The sequence below is a fragment of the Salipaludibacillus sp. CF4.18 genome, assembly GCF_051262595.1.
GTDB classification, from domain to species: domain Bacteria; phylum Bacillota; class Bacilli; order Bacillales; family Salisediminibacteriaceae; genus Salipaludibacillus; species Salipaludibacillus neizhouensis.
This window is the reverse complement of record NZ_JBIMEV010000034.1, coordinates 1-20,398: the sequence shown is the minus strand read 5'-3', so window position 1 is coordinate 20,398 and position 20,398 is coordinate 1. Positions and strand designations below refer to the sequence as shown.

At 37.4% G+C, this 20,398-nt stretch carries 17 protein-coding genes and 1 pseudogene; 8 read left to right on the top strand and 10 right to left on the bottom strand.

All coding sequences use genetic code 11. The features are described from left to right. Window positions 1–157: 157 nt before the first annotated feature. A complete protein-coding gene (locus ACHABW_RS17585; RefSeq protein WP_435757122.1) occupies window positions 158–529 on the bottom strand; it encodes a GGDEF domain-containing protein in 372 nt (123 codons plus the stop codon). Window positions 530–558: 29 nt separating this feature from the next. Beyond that, on the bottom strand, window positions 559–2,034 hold the full coding sequence (locus ACHABW_RS17580; protein ID WP_435757120.1) for a sensor domain-containing diguanylate cyclase: 1,476 nt from the start codon (window positions 2,032–2,034) through the stop codon (window positions 559–561). A gap of 675 nt (window positions 2,035–2,709) precedes the next feature. Here ACHABW_RS17580 and ACHABW_RS17575 point away from each other — a divergent pair. From ACHABW_RS17575 to ACHABW_RS17555, 5 genes are all read left to right on the top strand, one after another. Then, window positions 2,710–3,768 (top strand): LLM class flavin-dependent oxidoreductase, encoded by a 1,059-nt coding sequence (locus tag ACHABW_RS17575; protein WP_435757118.1) that lies wholly within the window; start codon window positions 2,710–2,712, stop codon window positions 3,766–3,768. 11 nt (window positions 3,769–3,779) lie between these two features. Next, window positions 3,780–4,346, top strand: a complete 567-nt coding sequence (locus ACHABW_RS17570; protein ID WP_435757116.1) for an NADPH-dependent FMN reductase — start codon at window positions 3,780–3,782, stop codon at window positions 4,344–4,346. A gap of 195 nt (window positions 4,347–4,541) precedes the next feature. Next, window positions 4,542–5,528 (top strand): DUF4198 domain-containing protein, encoded by a 987-nt coding sequence (locus ACHABW_RS17565; protein ID WP_435757114.1) that lies wholly within the window; start codon window positions 4,542–4,544, stop codon window positions 5,526–5,528. Window positions 5,529–5,570: 42 nt separating this feature from the next. Then, complete coding sequence (locus ACHABW_RS17560) at window positions 5,571–6,938, top strand: copper resistance CopC/CopD family protein (RefSeq protein ID WP_435757112.1); 1,368 nt, start codon at window positions 5,571–5,573, stop codon at window positions 6,936–6,938. A gap of 254 nt (window positions 6,939–7,192) precedes the next feature. Further along, on the top strand, window positions 7,193–7,864 hold the full coding sequence (locus tag ACHABW_RS17555; protein ID WP_435757110.1) for a class D sortase: 672 nt from the start codon (window positions 7,193–7,195) through the stop codon (window positions 7,862–7,864). 104 nt (window positions 7,865–7,968) lie between these two features. Here the strand turns inward: ACHABW_RS17555 and ACHABW_RS17550 are convergent, their stop codons facing one another. After that, the gene (locus tag ACHABW_RS17550) at window positions 7,969–8,487 is read right to left on the bottom strand and encodes an LPXTG cell wall anchor domain-containing protein (protein ID WP_435757108.1); all 519 of its coding nucleotides are present in this window, start codon (window positions 8,485–8,487) and stop codon (window positions 7,969–7,971) included. Window positions 8,488–8,851: 364 nt separating this feature from the next. Beyond that, entirely contained in the window at window positions 8,852–9,349 is a 498-nt protein-coding gene (locus ACHABW_RS17545; RefSeq protein WP_435757106.1) for a spore coat protein, read from the bottom strand. 339 nt (window positions 9,350–9,688) lie between these two features. Here ACHABW_RS17545 and ACHABW_RS17540 point away from each other — a divergent pair, with 339 nt between their 5' ends. Beyond that, complete coding sequence (locus ACHABW_RS17540) at window positions 9,689–10,372, top strand: alpha/beta fold hydrolase (protein ID WP_435757104.1); 684 nt, start codon at window positions 9,689–9,691, stop codon at window positions 10,370–10,372. 168 nt (window positions 10,373–10,540) lie between these two features. On the opposite strand, the gene ACHABW_RS17535 is transcribed toward ACHABW_RS17540, so the two are convergent. The 3 genes from ACHABW_RS17535 to ACHABW_RS17525 all read right to left on the bottom strand — a co-directional run bounded on the left by ACHABW_RS17535 (window position 10,541) and on the right by ACHABW_RS17525 (window position 13,499). Further along, window positions 10,541–11,806 carry a glutamate-5-semialdehyde dehydrogenase gene (locus ACHABW_RS17535; RefSeq protein WP_435757102.1) on the bottom strand — a complete coding sequence of 422 codons (1,266 nt, stop codon included), beginning with the start codon at window positions 11,804–11,806 and terminating at the stop codon, window positions 10,541–10,543. A 116-nt stretch (window positions 11,807–11,922) separates the two neighbouring features. Beyond that, complete coding sequence (gene proB, locus ACHABW_RS17530) at window positions 11,923–13,065, bottom strand: glutamate 5-kinase (RefSeq protein WP_110937475.1); 1,143 nt, start codon at window positions 13,063–13,065, stop codon at window positions 11,923–11,925. 287 nt (window positions 13,066–13,352) lie between these two features. Next, window positions 13,353–13,499 (bottom strand): hypothetical protein, encoded by a 147-nt coding sequence (locus ACHABW_RS17525; protein ID WP_435757099.1) that lies wholly within the window; start codon window positions 13,497–13,499, stop codon window positions 13,353–13,355. 26 nt (window positions 13,500–13,525) lie between these two features. Here ACHABW_RS17525 and ACHABW_RS17520 point away from each other — a divergent pair. Next, window positions 13,526–13,942, top strand: a pseudogene (locus tag ACHABW_RS17520) (NAD(P)H-dependent oxidoreductase); the annotation flags it as partial. 179 nt (window positions 13,943–14,121) lie between these two features. On the opposite strand, the gene ACHABW_RS17515 reads toward ACHABW_RS17520, so the two are convergent. From ACHABW_RS17515 to ACHABW_RS17505, 3 genes are all read right to left on the bottom strand, one after another. Further along, a complete protein-coding gene (locus ACHABW_RS17515) occupies window positions 14,122–14,289 on the bottom strand; it encodes a hypothetical protein (RefSeq protein WP_435757097.1) in 168 nt (55 codons plus the stop codon). Further along, window positions 14,252–17,833: a pectate lyase gene (gene pelA / locus ACHABW_RS17510; RefSeq protein WP_435757095.1), complete on the bottom strand. Its 3,582-nt coding sequence runs from the start codon at window positions 17,831–17,833 to the stop codon at window positions 14,252–14,254. Before pelA ends, ACHABW_RS17515 begins: the two co-directional genes overlap by 38 nt. A gap of 144 nt (window positions 17,834–17,977) precedes the next feature. Then, window positions 17,978–18,835 carry an AraC family transcriptional regulator gene (locus ACHABW_RS17505; RefSeq protein WP_435757093.1) on the bottom strand — a complete coding sequence of 286 codons (858 nt, stop codon included), beginning with the start codon at window positions 18,833–18,835 and terminating at the stop codon, window positions 17,978–17,980. Between the two features lie 481 nt (window positions 18,836–19,316). Between ACHABW_RS17505 and ACHABW_RS17500 the strand changes: the two genes are divergently transcribed. Continuing rightward, window positions 19,317–20,398: glycoside hydrolase family 3 protein (locus tag ACHABW_RS17500; RefSeq protein WP_435757091.1), on the top strand; the 1,082-nt coding region annotated here is incomplete at its 3' end.

Below are 20,398 nucleotides of genomic sequence, written 5' to 3'. Positions count from 1 at the left end.
CGATGAGAAAGACCTTAATGATAGAAATAAAGCGTATTAGGAAAATTTCTACTACGCTTTATTTCATTAGGTAATTTGTTGGAAACTATGAAGAAAGCATGCCTTTTCTGATGACCAATTCTGTTCTGAAAAAAGAACAAAAATCTTCACCTATTTCCTAGTCGGTATAGAAGATTGCTTGGTTTCTTCCTGCAGTCTTTGCTTGATATAAAGCATGATCTGCTTTCTTTATTACACTATTCATATCTGTTGCTGTTGCATGTTTTGGAATAAGAGTGACCAGGCCAATGCTAACAGTGACATAGTTAGAAACTGGTGATTTCTCATGAACTATTTTTAATTGTTCAATTTGTTGGTTGATATCTTGGGCAAATTGTTTTACTATCTCTTCACTATGTTTTGGAATAACACATACAAATTCCTCACCGCCATATCTTGCAACTAATCCTTCTGTTAATTTGGTTGTTTTGTCGTTTAATGATTGTGCAACTAGTTTTAAGCATTCATCCCCCTGTTGGTGTCCGTACAAATCGTTGTAGTTTTTAAAGTAATCGATATCTAATAAAGGATTGAAAAGCTAGTGTTTTCATCGGCGCAGATTTCAAATTGCTCCTTATAGTATTCATCAAATTGTCTTCTATTAGGTATGTTTGTCAGTCCGTCAATAAGTGCCATGCCTCTAAGTTTTTCGTTAATTGCCTCTAGTTTTTTATTGGAATGTTGAATTTGTTGTGTGCGCTGCTCTACCTTGTTTTCAAGATCGCTGTTTAACCGTGACAAGTCTTCGGCCAACCCTACTGATAGATCTAGGGAAGATGACAGTCTTTTCGATATAATTAAGGAGAAGCATATGATGAAAGTAGCAATACCAATTGGATAAAAATTAGAATCAGGATAGTTGAGTAAAGAATTGAAAATATCTAAAAGAATCGTAGTCATTAAAAAGACTATACCCGTAAGAAGGAAATAGCTTTCTACATGCTTTTTATTCAGTGATTTAACTACTACAAAGAGGGCATAACAAACACCTGTAATCATAAATAATTGAAAATAGACAGTGAATAACTGATAGGTTTTTGCAGGCGTTAAAATAGTAAGCATGTCGTAAAAAGCAGTAACGATAAAACTAAATATAGTAACCCATTTGTAACTATGTTGAGGATATAAACGATATAACACCATGGCGAACAACGGGACATGACTATATAGGCTAATGTAATCCAGTTTCATAGCTAGGGCCCAATCTATGTTCGGAAAAATTTTTGTGAAAAAAACATTTCCAACCATTAAATAACGAAAAGGTGCCACTAAACAAAATATTCCAAAATAAAAGAAATAAGGTTCTGTTTTTCTGAAAAAACCAAGACCAATATGATAAATTCCGGAAAATATTAAAATACCAAGTAAAATTGACTGAGCGATGGTTTCTTTAAAATGACTAGAATGAATGTTATCTGATTTTCCCAATATAATCGGTTCCAATAACCCTCCGACAGCATAGTCATAATTGGAAATCTGTAAGGTAACGGAAAATGTGTTGTTTTTTGGACTGAAATAAACTATTTTTGGGTGTTTTTCGGGAACGCTTGTAGCAGCACTTGTACCCACCTGTCCGTTACTAGCAAGTAGTTCATCATCGATCCATAAATTGAAATTAGAATGCATATAAGGAATTCTTAGTCCCATTACTTCATCTATTTCTTCCATGGAAACATCCAGCCTGAAGGTAGCAAAGCCCTCTTTTGGAAGAGACTTACCATTGATGGATTGAGTATGCCAGATACTTGGCATACTTATCATGCCAGTCTGTTTAACAGAAGAGCCGCTTGTGAAATCAGTTGGATCAAGCAGTTGGTTCCAATATAAACTCCATTGCCCATTTAAATGTACTAAAGACTTGTCATTGTCCCATTCAGATAGATCGATATTGCCCTCTTTAGCTGTGAAACTGGTATTATTACTTTCGTTTGGGATAGTACATGCTTGTAAAATGAAAATGACAACCACACATAATAGTATTAATTTAGGCTTCAAAATGCTTCCCTCTCTCTCTCTGATGCTAAAATAATAAGAATGGGTTAATCATAATGTAGATTTTTAGAACATTTAGTTTTTATAAGTGAAAAAACCCTGCTTAATATTCAGAACAATGTTGGTGAATATGTGTAACTTCAAGTTAGAAATAATAGGTCAATTATATCACAAAACACTCATTTTTATGTCTGATACTATTATTTATTTACAATTTGTAGATATATAGATGTAGTATTATAGTAATGTTAGTTTTGTTGGTTGGTAAAACTTAGTCGGTATCCGTATTTGAGGAAGTGCTACTGATAATAAATCTAAGCTGAATTACCAAGCGAAATAGTTTTGGTGGCATTTTAAAAAATATAAGTCAGCAAATTAAACCAAATTAGATATAAAAGTTTTTTTAAGACTGTACAATGCAGTCTTTCTTAATAAGCAATTTGTTCTTTTTATAGTCAAATTGTAAAACACCTACATGGTTAATATAGTTACTTTCTTTCTTTCTTTCTTGGGTTAAGTACACAATAGTTGCTATAACAACTAATATTTTGTACCCTATAGTTAAGAAAAAAGATAATGTTTTGACAGCAATTGGTTGTCTCATATAAGAAAAAAAGAGATAGTACAGTTTGAATAAAATTGGGCATGAATAACTATGAAAAGAAAGGTGGATAAAAAATGAATAAATATCGCATTGATGAAAGCAAAGGACTTGAATTTGGTATCTATACACTTGGAGATCATTTACCAAATCCTGCAACCGGGGAAAGGATTTCTGCACAGGAACGGATACATGAAATCATCGATTACGCAAAACTGGCTGAGCAGGCAGGCGTTGATTTTTTTAGTGTAGGAGAGAGTCATCAAGAATACTTTGCAACGCAGGCGCACGCTGTTGTTCTTTCAGCGATTGCTCAGGCGACAGAAAAAATAAAGATTGCCAGCTCTTCGACGATTATCAGTACTTCCGATCCTGTAAGGGTATATGAAAATTTTGCAACGGTTGATTTGATCTCAAAAGGACGAGCAGAGATCGTTGCCGGGCGTGCGTCCAGAGTAGGACTTTTTGATTTATTAGGGTATGACATTCGTAATTACGAAGAGTTATATGAGGAAAAGTTTGATTTATTAAGGCAGATAAATGAAGAAGAAGTTGTGAACTGGAGCGGTGAATTCCGCGCTTCGCTAAAGAACGCTAGGGTGCTTCCACGACCAGTAAATGGGTCTATGCCGATTTGGCGTGCTGTTGGCGGGACACCTGCTAGTGCGATGAAAGCTGGGTACGCAGGTGTTCCAATGTTCATGGCCCATTTAGGTGGAACTGCTTCTGTTTTCAAGCGGACGGTAGATGCTTATCGGGAAGCGGCAACAGCAGGCGGGCATGATCCATCAGAGCTACCAATAGCAACAGCGGGTTTCTTCTATGCTGCCGAAACCTCACAGCAGGCGCTACAAGAATTGTATCCCCACATCAATGAAGGAATGAAGCGAACAAACGGACAAGGCTTTCCAAAGCAACATTTCGCTCAAGGGGTCGATCCACATAACATTATGAACATCGGCAGCCCGCAGGAGATCATTGAGAAAATTCTATATCAGCATGAAATGTTTGGTCACCAACGTTACATTGCGCAAATTGACTTTGGTGGAATGCCGATGGATAACATTAAGAAAAACCTGGATTTAATTGGCACAGAAATTTTACCGGCAATTAAAAAGTATACAGCTAAAAAGTAGGAGGTGTTACTATGAAAATCGTTGGTTTATCAGGCTCTATCGTCGGTTCTAAAACGAGAACCGCTATGAATGCTGCGAAGAAGGCTCTGACAGAGAAATATCCCGACTTGGAAATGACACTGATTGATTTAGCTGATTATGACGTGAAGTTTAGTGATGGTCGTAATTTTTTGGACTATGAAGGGGACACAGGATTTGTTACCAAAACGATCATGGAGGCAGATGCGATCATTATTGGAACACCCATTTTTCAAGCCTCGATACCGGCTGCTTTAAAAAACATATTTGATTTACTTCCAGTCAATGCCTTTCGGGACAAGGTCGTGAGTATGCTCGTGACGGCTGGTTCGCCGAAGCACTATTTAGTGGCGGATCTACAACTCAAACCTATTCTGTCTTATATGAAAGCACAGATTGTACAAACATACGTATTCATAGAGGAACGGGACTTTCATCAAAAAGAAATTGTGAATGACGATGTTTTACACCGAATTGACCGGCTTGTAGAAGACACGGTAGTGTTAACCGAAACGTTTAAAAAAGTTCGGGAAGATAAAAAGGCAGAGTACGATTTTTGATCGTTTGTTGTTGAAATTAGGTTCGAGTGAAAACCGAAGAGACTTAAAGTTATAAATAGATGTTAACCATTAAACCCTCTAATCCTTTAGGATTAGAGGGTTTAATTTAGCTTAAAAAACATTTCAACACTTTGTGATCCATTTTCTCCATTATTTCGTTATTAGAATATAGAACTTTCAGGAGGTCACAATCAAATGCGAAAAATTATTTTATTAAGTTTTATATTATTAGTGATTGGAACAGCTGAGCCAGTAAAGGCTCACGATGGATGGACACAAACGAACGCAACGATCGTAGAACCGGAAGAAAATATTTACATAGAGTTATTGTTTGGAAATCACTCTAACGATCATGGAAGTTATCGTATTGAAGGAAATTGGAACGAAGATAATACAAAAGTTAATGTTCGTACACCAGCAGGAGAAGCAGTGGACGTTACAAGTACTTTGTTTTACACGGGGGAGCTAGATGAATCTGATGAAGGCGATTCAGGAGTAAATAATTATCATATAGCATCTTTCTCCGCTATAGATACAGGGATATATATTATTTCCGGAGAAAGCGACAGTATTTTTTCACAAGGAGAAACGAGTAGCAGAACGCTTCGGAGTGCTAAATCTTTTGCGGCAGTCAGTGATGTTCCAACTTTTCATAAGGCGAAAGCGATGGACGGATACGGGGAAGAGGTAACGCAGGATCGAGCAGAGTTTATTCCTCAATTTAACCCAGTAGCATTAACGCCAAAGGAGGCTGTCGAAGTTCAACTTGTAAGAGAGGGCAGCCCTGTTCAAGAGGAGGAAGTGACGCTCGTTCGAAGGAGCACCTCTGAATCTGAAGTCTTTTTGACAGATGAGGAAGGAATGATCTCTTTTACTTCGGGACCAGCGGATTACTATTTGCTTCGTGCAAGTGAAGAAACAGAAGGAGAGGGAGAAGATTATAACGTTCTAAACTATGAAGCAACGATGACGTTTGCCGTTCAGAACGGAGAAGATCATGAACGGCATGAAGAAGAAGCGATCACAAAAAATAGTGACACAAACATTGCTAGCGAATCGGCGTACGCTGACATCGAAAATCAACCTGATAACAGGAGTGTATTAAGTAATCCATTTTTCTACTTCACGGTTTTACTGGGATTTGGACTAATTACCTTACTAATTTTACGTTTAAGAAGATAGAAGATAACTAGGCAAAGCCAAGATAGTAAGGAGAGGGTGAAGGTGGGGGAAATCAAATTTATACTATATATTCTTGTTATTTTCTTTTTTACGAGCCCAATGATTGTGGAAGCGCATGCTTATTTAACTCAGTCATCACCTTCTCAAGAAACGCAGTTAGAAGAATCACCAACTGAAATAAAAGTGCAATTCTCCGAGCCGATTGATACAGCGATCAGTCAGATAAAACTCAATAATGGAGCCGGTGACGTAGTGGAAGGTGAGTTGTTGTCGGGGGAAGAAGACAATACTCTCGTTCTACTCATACCTGAACTTGAGAATGACAGGTATCACGTTTCCTGGCAAGTGCTTGCCTTGGACTCTCATATCACTGAAGGATCTTTTCGATTTTCGGTGGGCGAAGAACTGCCTAAACAGTTACCGGAGGATACCGTAACTATTGGTGCGGAAGTAGAAGAACAGGTAGTTCCTTCAAGTGAGCGTGATGGCTTTCTTTCCTTTTTAAGAGTGTTAGAGATCCTAGTATTTGTAGTTATTGCGAGTTGGTATGTATTTATATATCTTTTTTGGAAGCGAAAGGAGAGCTTAGAAGATTATCCTTCGTTAAGAACGGAAAGACGACTTTATTTTTCAGGATTTCTTTTGTTTACTATGTCTGGAATGAGTCATGTTTTCTGGCGTGCCAGTCAATTTATGGAAGGGGAAGACCTGCAGTTAATGTGGCAGGCAGCTGAATCTATTGTCATATCATCTGTAATCGGGTGGATGGCTATCCTTCGTCCATTACTTTTTTTACTGCTTTTTGGATTAACATTTTTGTCTCTGTCTAAATGGCTAAATGCCTTACTTTTGCTAATTATTCTAGGTAGTTTTACGGTAACGAGTCACGCGGCAGGTTTTAGTGAGATCGTTAGTCACTATATGCATATGAGTATGGTCGTCATTTGGATCGGTGGTTTACTTGGTTTCACGGTAATGTCCTTTACACTACCAAGTGAACCCGACTTGATGATGCTGTTTCATAAACGTTTGCGAAAGTTCTCCAAGGTTGCCCTAACTTCCGTGATTTTGCTGTCGGCAAGTGGACTATGGTTAAGCTATCGATTAGTAGGTTCGATGGAAAATATTTTTGCTAGTGTTTACGGAGAAACTCTTTTATGGAAAATAGGATTCTTTGTTATAGCGATTATCGTAGCTGCTTTTCATCGATTCGTTTGGCTACCTAATCTTAAAAAACTCAGAGGAATGCAAGATAAACAACAACAATTAAAAGCACTAGTCTGGGGATTAAGACTGGAACTGGTTTTGGTAATTGTTTCTCTTGTTTTTGCAGGGATGCTCTCGACGACCTCACCACCTACTGAAATAGACCATGATCATGGCACTGAGATGCAAAATCACGATCATTAGTAAAGAAAAGAAGGTCATCTGTCATTTACTTATTCGAAAGAGTAAAAATGAGTTAGCTTTAAAATAAAGGTTATAATTTGAAAAAAAGTTGATAGTTTACAACCTCTTAAGATAGTATATTCTTAAGAGGTTGTTTTTTAATTTATTTGAAAATTTTATTTATAGTGTGAAAATGGTAGATTGAAAGGCAAATGTATTCATAACTTAGTGCAAGAAGGAAAATAAACTATTGGTATCCGGAGGAGTTGATCCACATGATGAACCGTCTTTTAATTCTAATGATTGCTGTAGGATTAATGATTTTCGGGTGGAACTCCTGGCAATTGTACGCGAGTACGGGAGGTGTCATTCAGGATAAAGAGAAAACACAAGCGATAAGTGAAGATTGGGATAATACCCGTTTTAATGAAGGATATAATGAAAACAGCGAATCCGTTGAGAATGTAGATGAAACGGATCCCGAAGTAGCTTCGGTAAACTCTAATAAGCTTGTAGAAAAGGAATATAACTATGAAGCAGGGGATGAAATAGGAGAGCTGTTTATTCCTAGACTTGAACGTATTTACGAGGTTTACTGGGGAACTGATGAGGATACGCTGGATCAAGGAGTCGGTTATCATGACAGTGACTTCACTACTCCTCCGGACGGATTACGACATACTGTTTTGTCAGGACATAGAGATACAGTGTTTCAGAAGCTTGCTGATCTGGTCGAAGGCGATAGGTTGTACGTAAGTTTTGAAGAAGATGTTTATGAATATCAGATCCGTGAAATTTGGATTACCAATGCCGAGGACCGGACAGTGATTATTCATAAGGACAAGCCAACACTTACCCTTACTACCTGCTATCCTTTTGAATTTCTTGGTGCAGCGCCGGATCGTTATATTATCCAAGCAGAGCTGATCAGTATAAATGATAAATAACGATTACAATGAAACATTTTAGCGGAAAAAGCCGTATTGAATTAATGATTCAATACGGCTTTTTCGATATATTGGGGTTTATAAGGATGATTCTGAAGCGGTGATTATGCCTGAATAGTCTTGCGACGGAAAAGTAGTAATGCACCAGCGCCAGCAGTTATAGCACCAAAAAGTATCATCATCGGATACGAGGTAGCTGTTGTAGGAAGGGCATCACCAGTATCGGAGCTCTCTTCCGCACCAGCTGCTACTTCTTCCGAATTCTCCTCCTCGCTAGCTGTTTCTTCTTCAGATTCTTCCGCTGCTTCCTCTTCGCTGTCGTTTTCTTCGGTTACTTCTTCTTCCGTTGTCTCTTCTTCAGTTACTGTTTCTTCACTGGATTCAGATTCTAAAAATTGCTCTTCCATACCTGCTGTTAGCTCTTCACATGGTAGACCATCTTTATCTCGATCTAGCCCCTCTGGATCGTTATCTTTACTATGACCATTAGAATCCCAAAATTCCCATACCTCTTCTCCCGTTTCGAAATCACCACAGTTCTTATCTTCTGCTTGTACTGCGCTCATTCCGCCAAGACTGATCAATGCTACACTAGCTAATCCTACTAACCATTTTCTAATCATTTTCCGTATCTCCCCTTTTTATGAAATAAGTACCATATTACTGAATGAAGTATGACATATACTAGCAATTAATTCAAGAATATTCTGAAAAATCTTATAATTTGTGATTTTAATTTTAATAAATTGCGAGAGTTTATTTATTGGAAAAATAGAAAGAACGTTTCATAAGTGTTTCATTGCTAACTTTAACCAAATATTAAAGCTGAAAAAATTGGAGACATATTGTAAGATCAAGTAACTGTCGGAAAATTAATTCAAACATGATTACAAAATAAAAACCCACCAATAATGGTGGGTTCTATAAATAACATGATTGAGAAATATTGTAATTCTATGTTAGCTGACGAGCTAATAAATTTAACGGTTAAAAAGTCTTGTTTAATGCTTTATTTGCCAAGTTAATATCGTTTTGCAGTAATTGCTCTAAATTGTAAGACGGGTAATAGCTTTTTTCATACATGTAGTTAAATACTTTGGCATGGGTATCAATGGCACGGATCAATTGCTGTTTAAGAACCTTTCTAACTGCAGGTGTTGCTGTTTCAGTTATGGCAATAGCATAATTCCTTACTCCTGTTTTAAATAATACTAATAAATCCCCAGCATAGAAGGGTGTTTCAGCGTTACGAAATTCATCATCATCATCGTCTGATCTCGGTGCCAGGGGATAGAATTCGAGAAGTTCACGGATATTTGTACTTAAGCCATTTATAGCGTGTGTGTACAATTCTTTTAGAGCAGGATCAGTAACTTCAGGGTAAGCTTTCTTTAGCTTCATAAGTCCAATTGATTGAAAAGCTGTTAGTTCATGAATTTCCAATGTTTCATGCCATGCAAGATGATCGGGATAATAATTTTCCATATCTTTTCCTCCTCAGAAAATATTCTTAATAAACTATTCGAAGAAGGGGAAATGGGAATTTGTCTCATAAAACTCCGTTTACAAGACGGGTTTTTAATCTGTAAAACTTGTTCTAGTGTTTCATCTAAACTGTATGGAATAATAGGTCGAAATTAAGGCATAGTAAGAATAGTTAACTTGCTATGACTATGGATATTAGGGTTTTCGATAGATGTTAGTTCAAGATTTATTATTGGGATGACTGTTCTTAAGGAGTTGATTACATAAGATGCCATTTTCGAAAGAAAAAGGGGAACCTTCTATTTACTATGAAACATACCGCCGCCGGGTGTGGGACATTTGACGTTTCGTTATCAAGTTAGTTTAATGGATGAATGTCAGATCATCACTTTTGATATACGAGGCGATGGGCGAAGTGGGAGAACCTCTATACCGATGGCAATGGAGCAACTAGCTTATGACGTAAAACGGGTTTTAGATGCCAATCATGTAGGTAAAGCAGTTATTTGTGGCTATTCAAACGGTGCAAGTATCGTCCAGGAATTTGCCATTAACTACCCAGAACGGACGGCAGGTTTAATTCTTATTGGTGGGTTTTATGCTGTAAGAAGCTTTTTATTGGAAAAGGAGTATCAAATAGGAATATGGGCTGCCAAAAACATTAAGACAATCTTGGCAGCGGGGCTTGCGAAAAACCATTTTACCAATAAGCAAGCAGCGGATGAACTATTTAATGAAATTATACGATCAGATTCAAAAATGTTAGCAGCTCAATATCATGTTGGCCTACATTACAGCAGTACAGATCGGCTTCACCAAATAAAAGCACCATTACTATTAATTTACGGTGCCAAGGATTACTACATACAGTCCTATCAATATCTTTTTCGGAAGTTGATCCCTAAAACAGAGGTTGCATATGTCCATAAGATGAAACATCAAGTTCCAACTAAGTCTTCCCATGAATGTAACGCTTTAATTAGAGAATGGATGAGACGGACAAAGTTGATTGCATCTCATTAAAATAGCTGTGAATTAGAGACCGTACCTGCGGAAAGCGGATTCGGGTCTTGTGTTCGAAAGCAAACACCGAGCTTAAAAACTAATAATTTTATAAATATCTTATAACAAAAAACCAGACGTGCAGGAATCTACATGTCTGGTTTATTAATGCTTGTTTCTATATAATTTTTATCTAATTTGTCCGTTTCCGGAAATGCATAGTTTTGTTGTTGTTAAAGCAGGTAACCCCATTGGTCCACGAGCATGCAGTTTTTGCGTGGAAATCCCGATTTCAGCTCCATAGCCTAATGCACTTCCATCCGTAAATCGAGTGGATGCATTATGGTAAACTGCGGCAGCATCAACTTCCTGGATAAACTGATCTGCTGCTGTTTGATTCTCTGTAATAATAGCCTCGGAGTGTTTAGTTCCATACTTTTCTATATGAGCAATGGCTTCTTCTATATCATCAACAATTTTTACTGCGAGATCTAAACTTAAATATTCATCTGTCCAATCTTTTTCTTCCGCGACTAACGAGTCAGGTATCATCTTCACTGCTTCTTCATCGCCGTGTACAGTAATATTATAGTCTTTTAGCATGGCAATAAGGACTTCTTTATTGTTAGTAAACCAGTCTTTGTGCAGGAGTACCGTCTCTAGAGCATTACATACTGCTGGACGATCAGTCTTCGCGTTAGCAATTATATTTAAAGCCTTTTCTACATCGGCTTCTTTATCTACATAAACATGTACATTACCAACACCCGTTTCAAGAACAGGAATCGTCGCCTTTTGGACAACGGTTTCAATTAATGAAGCGCCTCCCCTTGGAATGAGAACATCAATATATTGTTTTAATGTAAATAGTTTTTCTGTAGCGCTTCTGTCTGTACTTGCGATAAATTGTACTGCGTCCACTGGTATTTTTGTTTTCTTGAGGGCACTATGAATGACAGAAACAATTGCTTTGTTTGAATACAAAGCGGAAGAACCACCTTTTAAGACGATGGCATTACCTGATTTTAATGCGAGTCCAGTTGCATCAACTGTTACATTGGGTCTTGCTTCATAAATCATTCCGATTACACCAAGTGAAACTGTTTTTTTCTTTACATTCAGTCCATTGTCTAACGTCCATTCAGAGAGAATGTCACCAACGGGGTCTTTTAAATTTACAACCTCTCGCAGGCCATCAGCAAAGTCCTTCACTCGTTCTTTCGTTAGAAGTAGTCGGTCCATATATGCCTGATCGAAGTTTTTCTCTTTGCCTTTAGCTAGATCCTTTTGATTTGCCTCTAATATAAACGAACTATTCTTTTCTAATTCATCTGCAATAATAAGTAAGGCTTCATTTTTATCAGTTGTTGAAAGTATACTTAGTGTTTTTCCCGCTTTTTGTGCTTTTCTAGCTTGGTCTTCCACATCTATTGTAGTGATATTATTTGTATCCAAAAGTAATCGCTCCTTTTTTAAAAGAATTTATAAAATTACTGCAATGTAGTTTTTCTTAACAGAAAGTATAAGGCGAAAGATCACGCTGTATTTAACAAAAGACGCTACGCGTTTTTTTAAGTGGGTGTTGGTAGGTTTGTATTGTGACAAACCAAGTCATTTTGACTAATGGCTTCACTCTTTGTAACTTTTATATACTCAGGTATATCTTTTAGTTTGAACCTTTTAATCTCACGCAATTGAGCTGCTGAGTAATTGATGACCCCGCGTCCAACTTCCATTCCTTGCATATCAGATATGACCACAACATCTCCACAGTCAAATGTGCCACTAACTTCCCGAACACCTTGCGGAAGTAAATGACTTTGTTCTTCCGTGATAGCTATACGTGCGCCTTCATCAATGGTGACTTCCCCTTTTGGACCTGAATTAAAAGCAATCCAATGTTTTCGGACATTTAAGTCGTCTTGGTCTGCATTAGGTTTGAAGTACGTTCCTCTAGCTTGGCGGTTAACAGCTTCAAAAAGGATGTTAGGTCGATTTGCATCGCCTATAAACGTCTCAATTCCGGCAGCCAATGAAATTTTTGCAGCTTCAATTTTAGAGTTCATTCCACCGGTCCCGACATCACTAGCGGATTCGCCAGCTGCCTCTTCAATCTCTGGTGTAATGTCATGAACAACCTTTAAAAGCTTTGCGTTTGGATTCGTGTGAGGATTATCGTCATATAGGCCATCAATGTCAGATAAAATAATCAGCTGGTCTGCATCCACCAGTCCGGCTACCTTAGCTGATAATGTATCATTATCACCGAATTTTAATTGCTTAATGGTAATCGTATCATTTTCATTAACGATAGGTACGACTCCTCGTTCAAGAAGTACTTGGATCGTATTTCGAGCGTTCATATAGCGCTTCTGGTCTAAAAAGTCGCTTCTAGTTATTAGAATTTGTGAAGCAACATATCCATGAGAGCCGAATCTTTCTGAATAAGCTTCCATCAATAAGCATTGACCGATAGAAGCAGCAGCTTGTTTCTCTGCTAAGTGGTTAGGACGTTCTATAAACCCAAGCTTACGATACCCTGCCGCAACAGCTCCGGATGAAACCAAAACAACTTCGTGACCATCATCTTTAATTTGAGCAATTTCATCTACTAAGCGCACTAATTTCCGATAACTAATGGCACCGTTTCGACTAGTTAATGAACTACTTCCAATTTTAACAACTATACGCTTTGTTTCTTGATTTCCTGCCAATTTATTTCACTCCATTTTTTTAATCCGTCATCAGCTGACTGTGCTTACGGATATTGTTGACACGTTTAGGCGTTTTAATAGATACGCCTCTTTTTGCCGATAAATCACATGAAAAATACCTTTTCATATAGATTATAAAATGCACTAATCTATTAATGTTAGTTCAGTTTCACCTTTATTACAACCCTATGTATGTATCCGAACTTAAAGAGAGGAATAGGAAATGGAAGTAAATGAAAGTATGAATGTTGTTTTGAGCACAATGAAAACCCTTTAATTGTTTTCGGTTAAAATTTAGAATTGTTTTCTTCATAGAATACTTTTTTTTGGAGCAACTCCAGCGCACGCTCGATTTCCTTTAGTTCTTCTTCGGATATATTCTCTATACGCGTGTTAAATTGAGATTCAATACGTTGAAAGGCTTCGTTCATCATTGCTTCTCCTTTTGGGGTAAGTGAATAGAAGAGATATGTATAGAGATCCTGAACTTACAGAATATAGAGAGCAACTTACCTGGGCTGATAAAATTGTTTTTGTATATCCGATTTGGTGGGGAAGACCTCCGGCTATGCTACTAGGATATATAGACAAGATGTTTGCGTCTGGGTTTGCATACAAGGACAATGGAGGGCTTTTGCCGGAAGGGCTTCTGAAGGGTAAATCAATCGTTTGTGTTTCCAGCATGAAGGGACCAACCCTTTATCCGATGTTATGGTTAAGTAATGCTCACAAAGTGTTAATGCGAAAAGCCCTTTTAAATTATGTAGGCATCAAGAGAGTAAAGTTTTTTGAATTTGGCAGTATGGAGAGTGTGCGTGGAAAGCAAAAACAAAAGCTCGAAAAAATATATCGCTATTTCAAAACTGTCAGTGTTTAATGTTTAAGACTAAGAAGTTTGAACAGGGAAGTACTCGAAGCTGCTGAAGAAGGAGGTGTTCCTCGCGTGTCACCGCCCCTCACATCTTCGAGCATCCCCGTAAAAACAATCATTTACTATAATGTAAAACTAGTGAGACAGCCCACCTTTAATGTGATGGCTAATGGGCTGGCCATTACTTAATTCCCTTCACCTAAATCCGGTTTCCATCCATCAAGTACATTTTCTACACTGTATTTAGCGGCTTCTTCATCGCTAAGCTGTCGACGTTGTTCATTCACAACAGCTCCTGGTCCTTCATTTTGGTATTCATATAACCTTGCATTTTCCGGTTTGAACCCTCCCATTTTCAGTCCAACCTTCTGTTTTGATATGTTCACCAAGATTGCTTGTTTTAAATACGACATTTGCAATTGCACTTGGGTTACTACTTGGTTGCCAAGGTCGTCCAAGATAAACAGTATTGGCAGGGGCATCACTTGTTAACTCACTGTCCAAAAACAAAAACCCGTAAGGCTGATCAACTAGCGTACTTGCCGCTGTGATGTAACCATTATTTGAATCAGAACCCCTGTCTAGAGAATGGATAGTACTATTATCAAACACTGCACGAGCAGCTCCGAAAATAAAATCAACATCACCCTCAATATAGCTATTATAATAGTACTGTGTACCCGAGTGAGCCAGGAGAGTATCCTGATTGCCGAGGAAACGAACATTATTAAAAATCATTCTTTCGCCACTAGCGTTAACAGCAACTGCTTGTTTACCATTAACATCTGTTGATGCTTCATCAAAAGCATTTTCAAAAGTAAGGTTTTCTGCTTTGAAATCATCTGCTCGCAAAAATGCTGTAGCACTTCCAGATGTACCTATTGTTCCACCCACACCATTATCTTTTCCCGCGTAATTATCATACGTAATAATTGTTTTCTCTGCATTTTCTCCAATTAATGAAATATTGGCTTTGTCCGCAGGAATATCAAGTACTTCTTTATAGACCCCATTCTTAATTAGAATCTCTACTTCTTGATTATTGTTGTCCGGAACTGCATTAATCGCATCCTGAACTTTTTCGTAATCTCCACTTCCATCTTGTGCTACTATGAGCTTGCTTTCTATTTGGTTAAGTTGTTTAGAGTAATCTTCCATCTTTTCTACTTGTCCTTCAACTAATGTTTTACCCATGTCATCTTGAGATTGTGTATCCACTATACGAGCATACACGTTGCCTTCAAAATAACCTGTCATTTTAGCCGTTTCTAATAGTTGTGTAGCATAACTTCCGCCCCACTGATACCCATTTCTTCTTTCTTCCTCAATCTCCTTGATATCATGTTTAATAACACCATCACGTCCGGAGAAAATCGGTTTATTCGTACCAATTTCATAAAATCTATACCATGTATCAGTGCCGGCGTGCTCGACAAAGTATTCTCCGTTATCAGTTCCGCCGCTAACATAGCGAGTATTTTCCAGTTTACTTTCATCGAACCACTGTAGAGCACCTGTTATGGCATTTCTAATTTCTTCTGTTTGATTTTGTCGAGACATGAGGAATCGGACAATACCGATAGACTCACTTCCAGAAATCGATGGGTGTTCATAAGAACGAGCTTGAACAGGTTCATATGTGACCGGATCATGTTGTGCACCCCACGCCGTAAGGACACCATCAACCTCTATTTGAGCTTCTAATATATAATCAGTCGCCTGTTGCATGGAAGTCTCTACGATCTCATAATATTTATCATCTATCACACCAGAATGAAACGGGTATTCTTTATCTAAAATATTATCGAATGTATTCAAGACACGAATCATTGCTTCATCATTGAAGGTCACCATATCCGAGTAATTTCCGCGTCTTGGAAATACTTGTGCAAATCCGCCTGTTTCATATTGCAGATCCATTAGGAAATCAATTCCGTCTAAAACACTTTCCTTATAGCGTTCATCTTTTGTCTCCGCATAGACTTCCGATAAGAAATGTATTTCTTTGATTGTTGCATCATTATCAATCGTACCAAGTTCTACACCATCACCGTTTATCCATGCAGATCTTGACTCTTCACCATCCCAAGCATGACTATAGTCAATTGCTTTTGACCAGCCACCGTGTTCCATTTGCCACGTTAACATATTATCAGCTTGTTTGATGGCTTCCTCCAGGTCGCCGCTAAATTGCTGAGGTTCTTTTTCTACAATAAACTTATCACCAGATAATTCGTCCATACTTTCCAAAATTAGTACTGTATTCCCGAATGTATCCATACCATGGGCACCTTTAGCTATCCGAAGATTTCTATCCAACAAGGGAGAAAGACTTTCCCAACTTCCCCTTGGGACCGAAATAGCTACATCGCTAAAATCAAATGTTTCAAACGTTCCATTAAACGTTAATGCTATTAGATTACTAGTTAATGCATCGACACGTGCGATATTAACGTCATTAGTAGACTTATCAGATTTATCCACTAACTTTTGAACCAGTTGTTGCGCTTCCTTCCAAGTCATGTTTGATTTAATACCAAAATTATGATCACTGTTTGGATTCATGATCCCTTGACCAGCTAATTTCCCCAACATGTTTGAATCCTCATCATCCTCTGACACCATATCCATTAAATCACCGATAATTAAGGCCATTTTATCTTTATCTAGTGTTTGATTTGGTTGTAATTCCTGCCAAAGAAAATCTGGGACATATTGATGCGCCTCTGCTACTTCTGCCACATAAATTCCCCAGTCTTCAGCAGCAATGTTACCAATATCCTGTCTAGATTCCATATTTTCATAGATTTCTTTGTCATTAAATCCAAACGAATTATTAATTAATGCCATAAATTCTAAAGCAGTCACTGGTTGATCCTGCTTTTCTTCTATATTGTCTAATATACCTAATTGATTTAACTTTTTCATTGTGACACCATCAACAACTTCGGATAATTCTACTTCCTCTGTTATAACAGGGGCAAGTACATTATCTGTCTCCATAAGGTTGTGAATGCGAAGATGGTCTATATTACCGCCACCTTCTGCTCCAGTTGCAGTTAAGCGAATAATATTTTCACCTTTTTCTAAAGGAGCACGTAATGATTGATTGCTCCAGCCTGCCCAATCTCCCGTTGGAGGAAATTGTAATTCTTCTATGATCGTTCCATTGATACTAACTTCTGCAGGTCTTTCACTGCCACCCGCATGTGCATAACGAAAATCCAAATTATACTCTCCAGATGCAGGGAGATTAACGGTCCACTCAAGATAGCCGCCAGGTATATTCGGATTATAATCCGCAAAACCCGTTCCAGTAAAACCAAGGTGTTTGTTATCAATAACTACCCCTTCATTATTGGTATCCTCGGCTTCACTAGTGATATCTATCATTCTGTACACTGCTAAGTGATCAATATTAGCACCACCATTTTCAGCTGTTGCAGTTAGCCGAATTGTGTGTTCACCTGCCGTTAATTCTGTGGTTTTTGTGACATATATATAATCATCAAAATCTCCACTTTGCGGAAAATTTAACTGTTCCTCGACAATGTTTCCATCCACTTGAAGCTCTGCGTGACGATTGTCTGTTTTACCATGTGCGTAACGAAAAGCTAATACATATTTTGCTTCTTCCTCTACATCAATTGTCCAGTCAATATAGCCGCCGGGTTCGTTCGGTTTATAATCAACAAAGCCATCTCCAGTATAGCCAAGGTGCTGATTATCAATGATAAAGCCGTCTCCACTTGCATTTTCCGCCTCATAGATCTGACTTTGGGATGGTGCTTCCTCAGCACTAACATACCCTGTAGTCGAAAAGACACTAGCAAAAATGATAAAAGATCCCAACATAATTCTACTTCTACACCATTGCTTTTGTAATGATTTCCTCATATTTTCCCCTTTCAAAAAAGTATTTTATATACGTTTTAACTATTGTGAATATTAAAATGTCACTCCTCCTGTTTTGTGAAATGCTTATATCTATATCATAGCAATAGTCTGTTTACATATTTTGTTGCCTTACATTGATAACGCTTACATTTTTAGTGTATTTAGATTGGTTATTCTATATTGATTAGGAGATTCACCTGTTAGTTTTTTAAAGACTCTCCATAAATGAATATTATTTGAATAACCTACTTTTTTTGCTATTAGATTGATCTTCATATTGGATTCGATTAGTAGTCTCTTGGCTTCATTCACTCGAACTGCATTCAAATAAACAATTAAACTACAACCAGTAGTTTTTTTAAATAACCTGCTAATATATTGTTCATTTAAATGAAAATGGTGTGACAATAAATTAAGTGAGATGGCACTTTCATAATGATCATGAATGAACTTAATCACGTCAGTTATCTCGTTTTTATTTGGATTCTGTTGTTGATGAAGTTCAGTAATTGTTTTATGCTTTTCTTCCAATAATCTTGTGCTTTCTACAAGAAGTTGCGTTAAAAGAGAACGAATATATGTATCTTTATCTTTTTGATTCTTATAGTATTCATTGATCTGGCTTTTTATAATGTTATAAATCAATGTTTTCTTATTTTCAGAGACTGGGATAACATGAGGACCATCTTCAAAAAGTTGCTTGATTAAGTGGTGTTCATTAAAACTTATGAAACTCTCTCGAAAGTTGATGACAAAGCGTTCATACAACTCATTATTCATTACCAATGTTTTGTGCAAGACATTTTTATTAATAAAAACAAGGTGATCTTTCCTAACAATATACTCCTTACCATTAATCAAATAAATACGCTCTCCTTTAAATAAATAAAATATCTCATAATCTTGGTGCATGTGGTGAGTAGTCATGGAAGAATTGTATCCACTAGAATAATTAATATAATATGATTGTTCACGTAAAGAAACACTTACTTCTTGTACCACCTAACATCCCTCCAATCACAATAAACATATTTTACCATGCAAAACCAGCTTACCTTTGCATTGTACGGAGAAATAAGACAATCCTACTACTTTTTGAGGGGAGGATGGATAAATTTATGCGACTAAACCAGTTGAATCATTAGCTGTTGAAGTTATTCTAAAGTGGGAAAGCGTTCAAATATTATTTTCAAGCAGGTTAAATACTTTCGAGGAATAGTACAGTTTTTTTTAGAGTTGACAGCTCTCTTTACGCTACACTCAATTCAGGGTGCTACTCGGGGTGGCGAAAGCTTATGCTGTATTTAACAAAAGACGCTATGCGTTTTTCTTATTAGAAAGTGGCTTGAGTGAAAGTATGAGAGGGGAACGAAAGGATATTTATATTAGATCGGTGTCATATTAAACCTAGTTATAGTAAAGATGCATAACCTTCATTTTTAAATCAAAGGTTTTCAATTATGTAAATAAAAGGAGTAGAATTATGCTATTTCGAATAATAAGGAAGAAGAGCGAGATTTTCATGACATGTACAATCACTATAGGTCTCATAATGTTTTTCTTTTTCAGTAGTAAATTTGTTTTTGCAGATTTTATTCCACCGGGGCAAAAAGATAATGGACAACAGACTGCCACTAAATTAGTAGATGTTGCATCAATTGATGAAGTAATAAGAGCAATGACACTAGAAGAAAAGGCAAAAATGGTTGTCGGTAGTGGTATGCCTGGAATGTTTGGAAATCCCAAAGCAGAAGTGGCGGGTGCTGTGGGAGTCACACACGCAATTCCCAGGTTAGGAATTCCAGTATTATTATTTGCCGACGGTCCAGCTGGGTTAAGGATAAGTCCAATTAGAGAAGATGAAACAGATACATATTATTCAACGGCATTTCCAATAGAGACTGCATTGGCCTCAACATGGGATAAGAAAATGGTTGAAGCTATTGGTGTTGCCATAGGTAATGAAGTAAAAGACTACGGGCTTGATATTCTCTTAGCACCCGCACTGAATCTTCATCGTAATCCTTTAGGTGGAAGGAACTTTGAATATTTTTCAGAAGACCCTCTATTAACGGGAGAAATGGGGACTTCTTATGTGAATGGAGTCCAATCTAACGATGTTGGAGCAACCGTTAAGCACTTTGTTGCTAATAACCAAGAAACAAACAGGATGAAAATTGATACCATCGTATCACAAAGGGCCTTACGAGAATTGTATCTAAAAGGTTTTGAAATAGCAGTAAAAGAAGCGAATCCTTGGGCAGTAATGAGTGCATATAATCAGCTTAATGGAATTTATACGTCTCAAAATGAAGAATTGTTGACAACCGTGTTAAGAGAGGACTGGAATTTTAATGGTTTTGTGATGACGGATTGGTTTGCTGGCGTTGACCCGATTGAACAAATGAGAGCGGGAAACGACCTCATTATGCCAGGAGAACAACAACATATTGCTAAAATTACAGATGCTGTGAAAAATGGATTGCTTGATGAAGATATTCTTGACAGGAATATTAAACACATTCTGAAAATTGTAATTAAAACACCAAGTTTCAAGGGGGATCA

Excerpts from the sequence above, each read along its gene's own strand:
- ACHABW_RS17575 (WP_435757118.1), top strand. The coding sequence starts at position 2,710 with ATGAATAAATATCGCATTGATGAAAGCAAAGGACTTGAATTTGGTATC.
- ACHABW_RS17570 (WP_435757116.1), top strand. The coding sequence starts at position 3,780 with ATGAAAATCGTTGGTTTATCAGGCTCTATCGTCGGTTCTAAAACGAGA.
- ACHABW_RS17565 (WP_435757114.1), top strand. The coding sequence starts at position 4,542 with ATGCGAAAAATTATTTTATTAAGTTTTATATTATTAGTGATTGGAACA.
- ACHABW_RS17555 (WP_435757110.1), top strand. The coding sequence starts at position 7,193 with ATGATGAACCGTCTTTTAATTCTAATGATTGCTGTAGGATTAATGATT.
- ACHABW_RS17550 (WP_435757108.1), bottom strand. The coding sequence starts at position 8,487 with ATGATTAGAAAATGGTTAGTAGGATTAGCTAGTGTAGCATTGATCAGT.
- ACHABW_RS17545 (WP_435757106.1), bottom strand. The coding sequence starts at position 9,349 with ATGGAAAATTATTATCCCGATCATCTTGCATGGCATGAAACATTGGAA.
- ACHABW_RS17525 (WP_435757099.1), bottom strand. The coding sequence starts at position 13,499 with ATGATGAACGAAGCCTTTCAACGTATTGAATCTCAATTTAACACGCGT.
- ACHABW_RS17515 (WP_435757097.1), bottom strand. The coding sequence starts at position 14,289 with ATGGGAGGGTTCAAACCGGAAAATGCAAGGTTATATGAATACCAAAAT.
- pelA (WP_435757095.1), bottom strand. The coding sequence starts at position 17,833 with ATGAGGAAATCATTACAAAAGCAATGGTGTAGAAGTAGAATTATGTTG.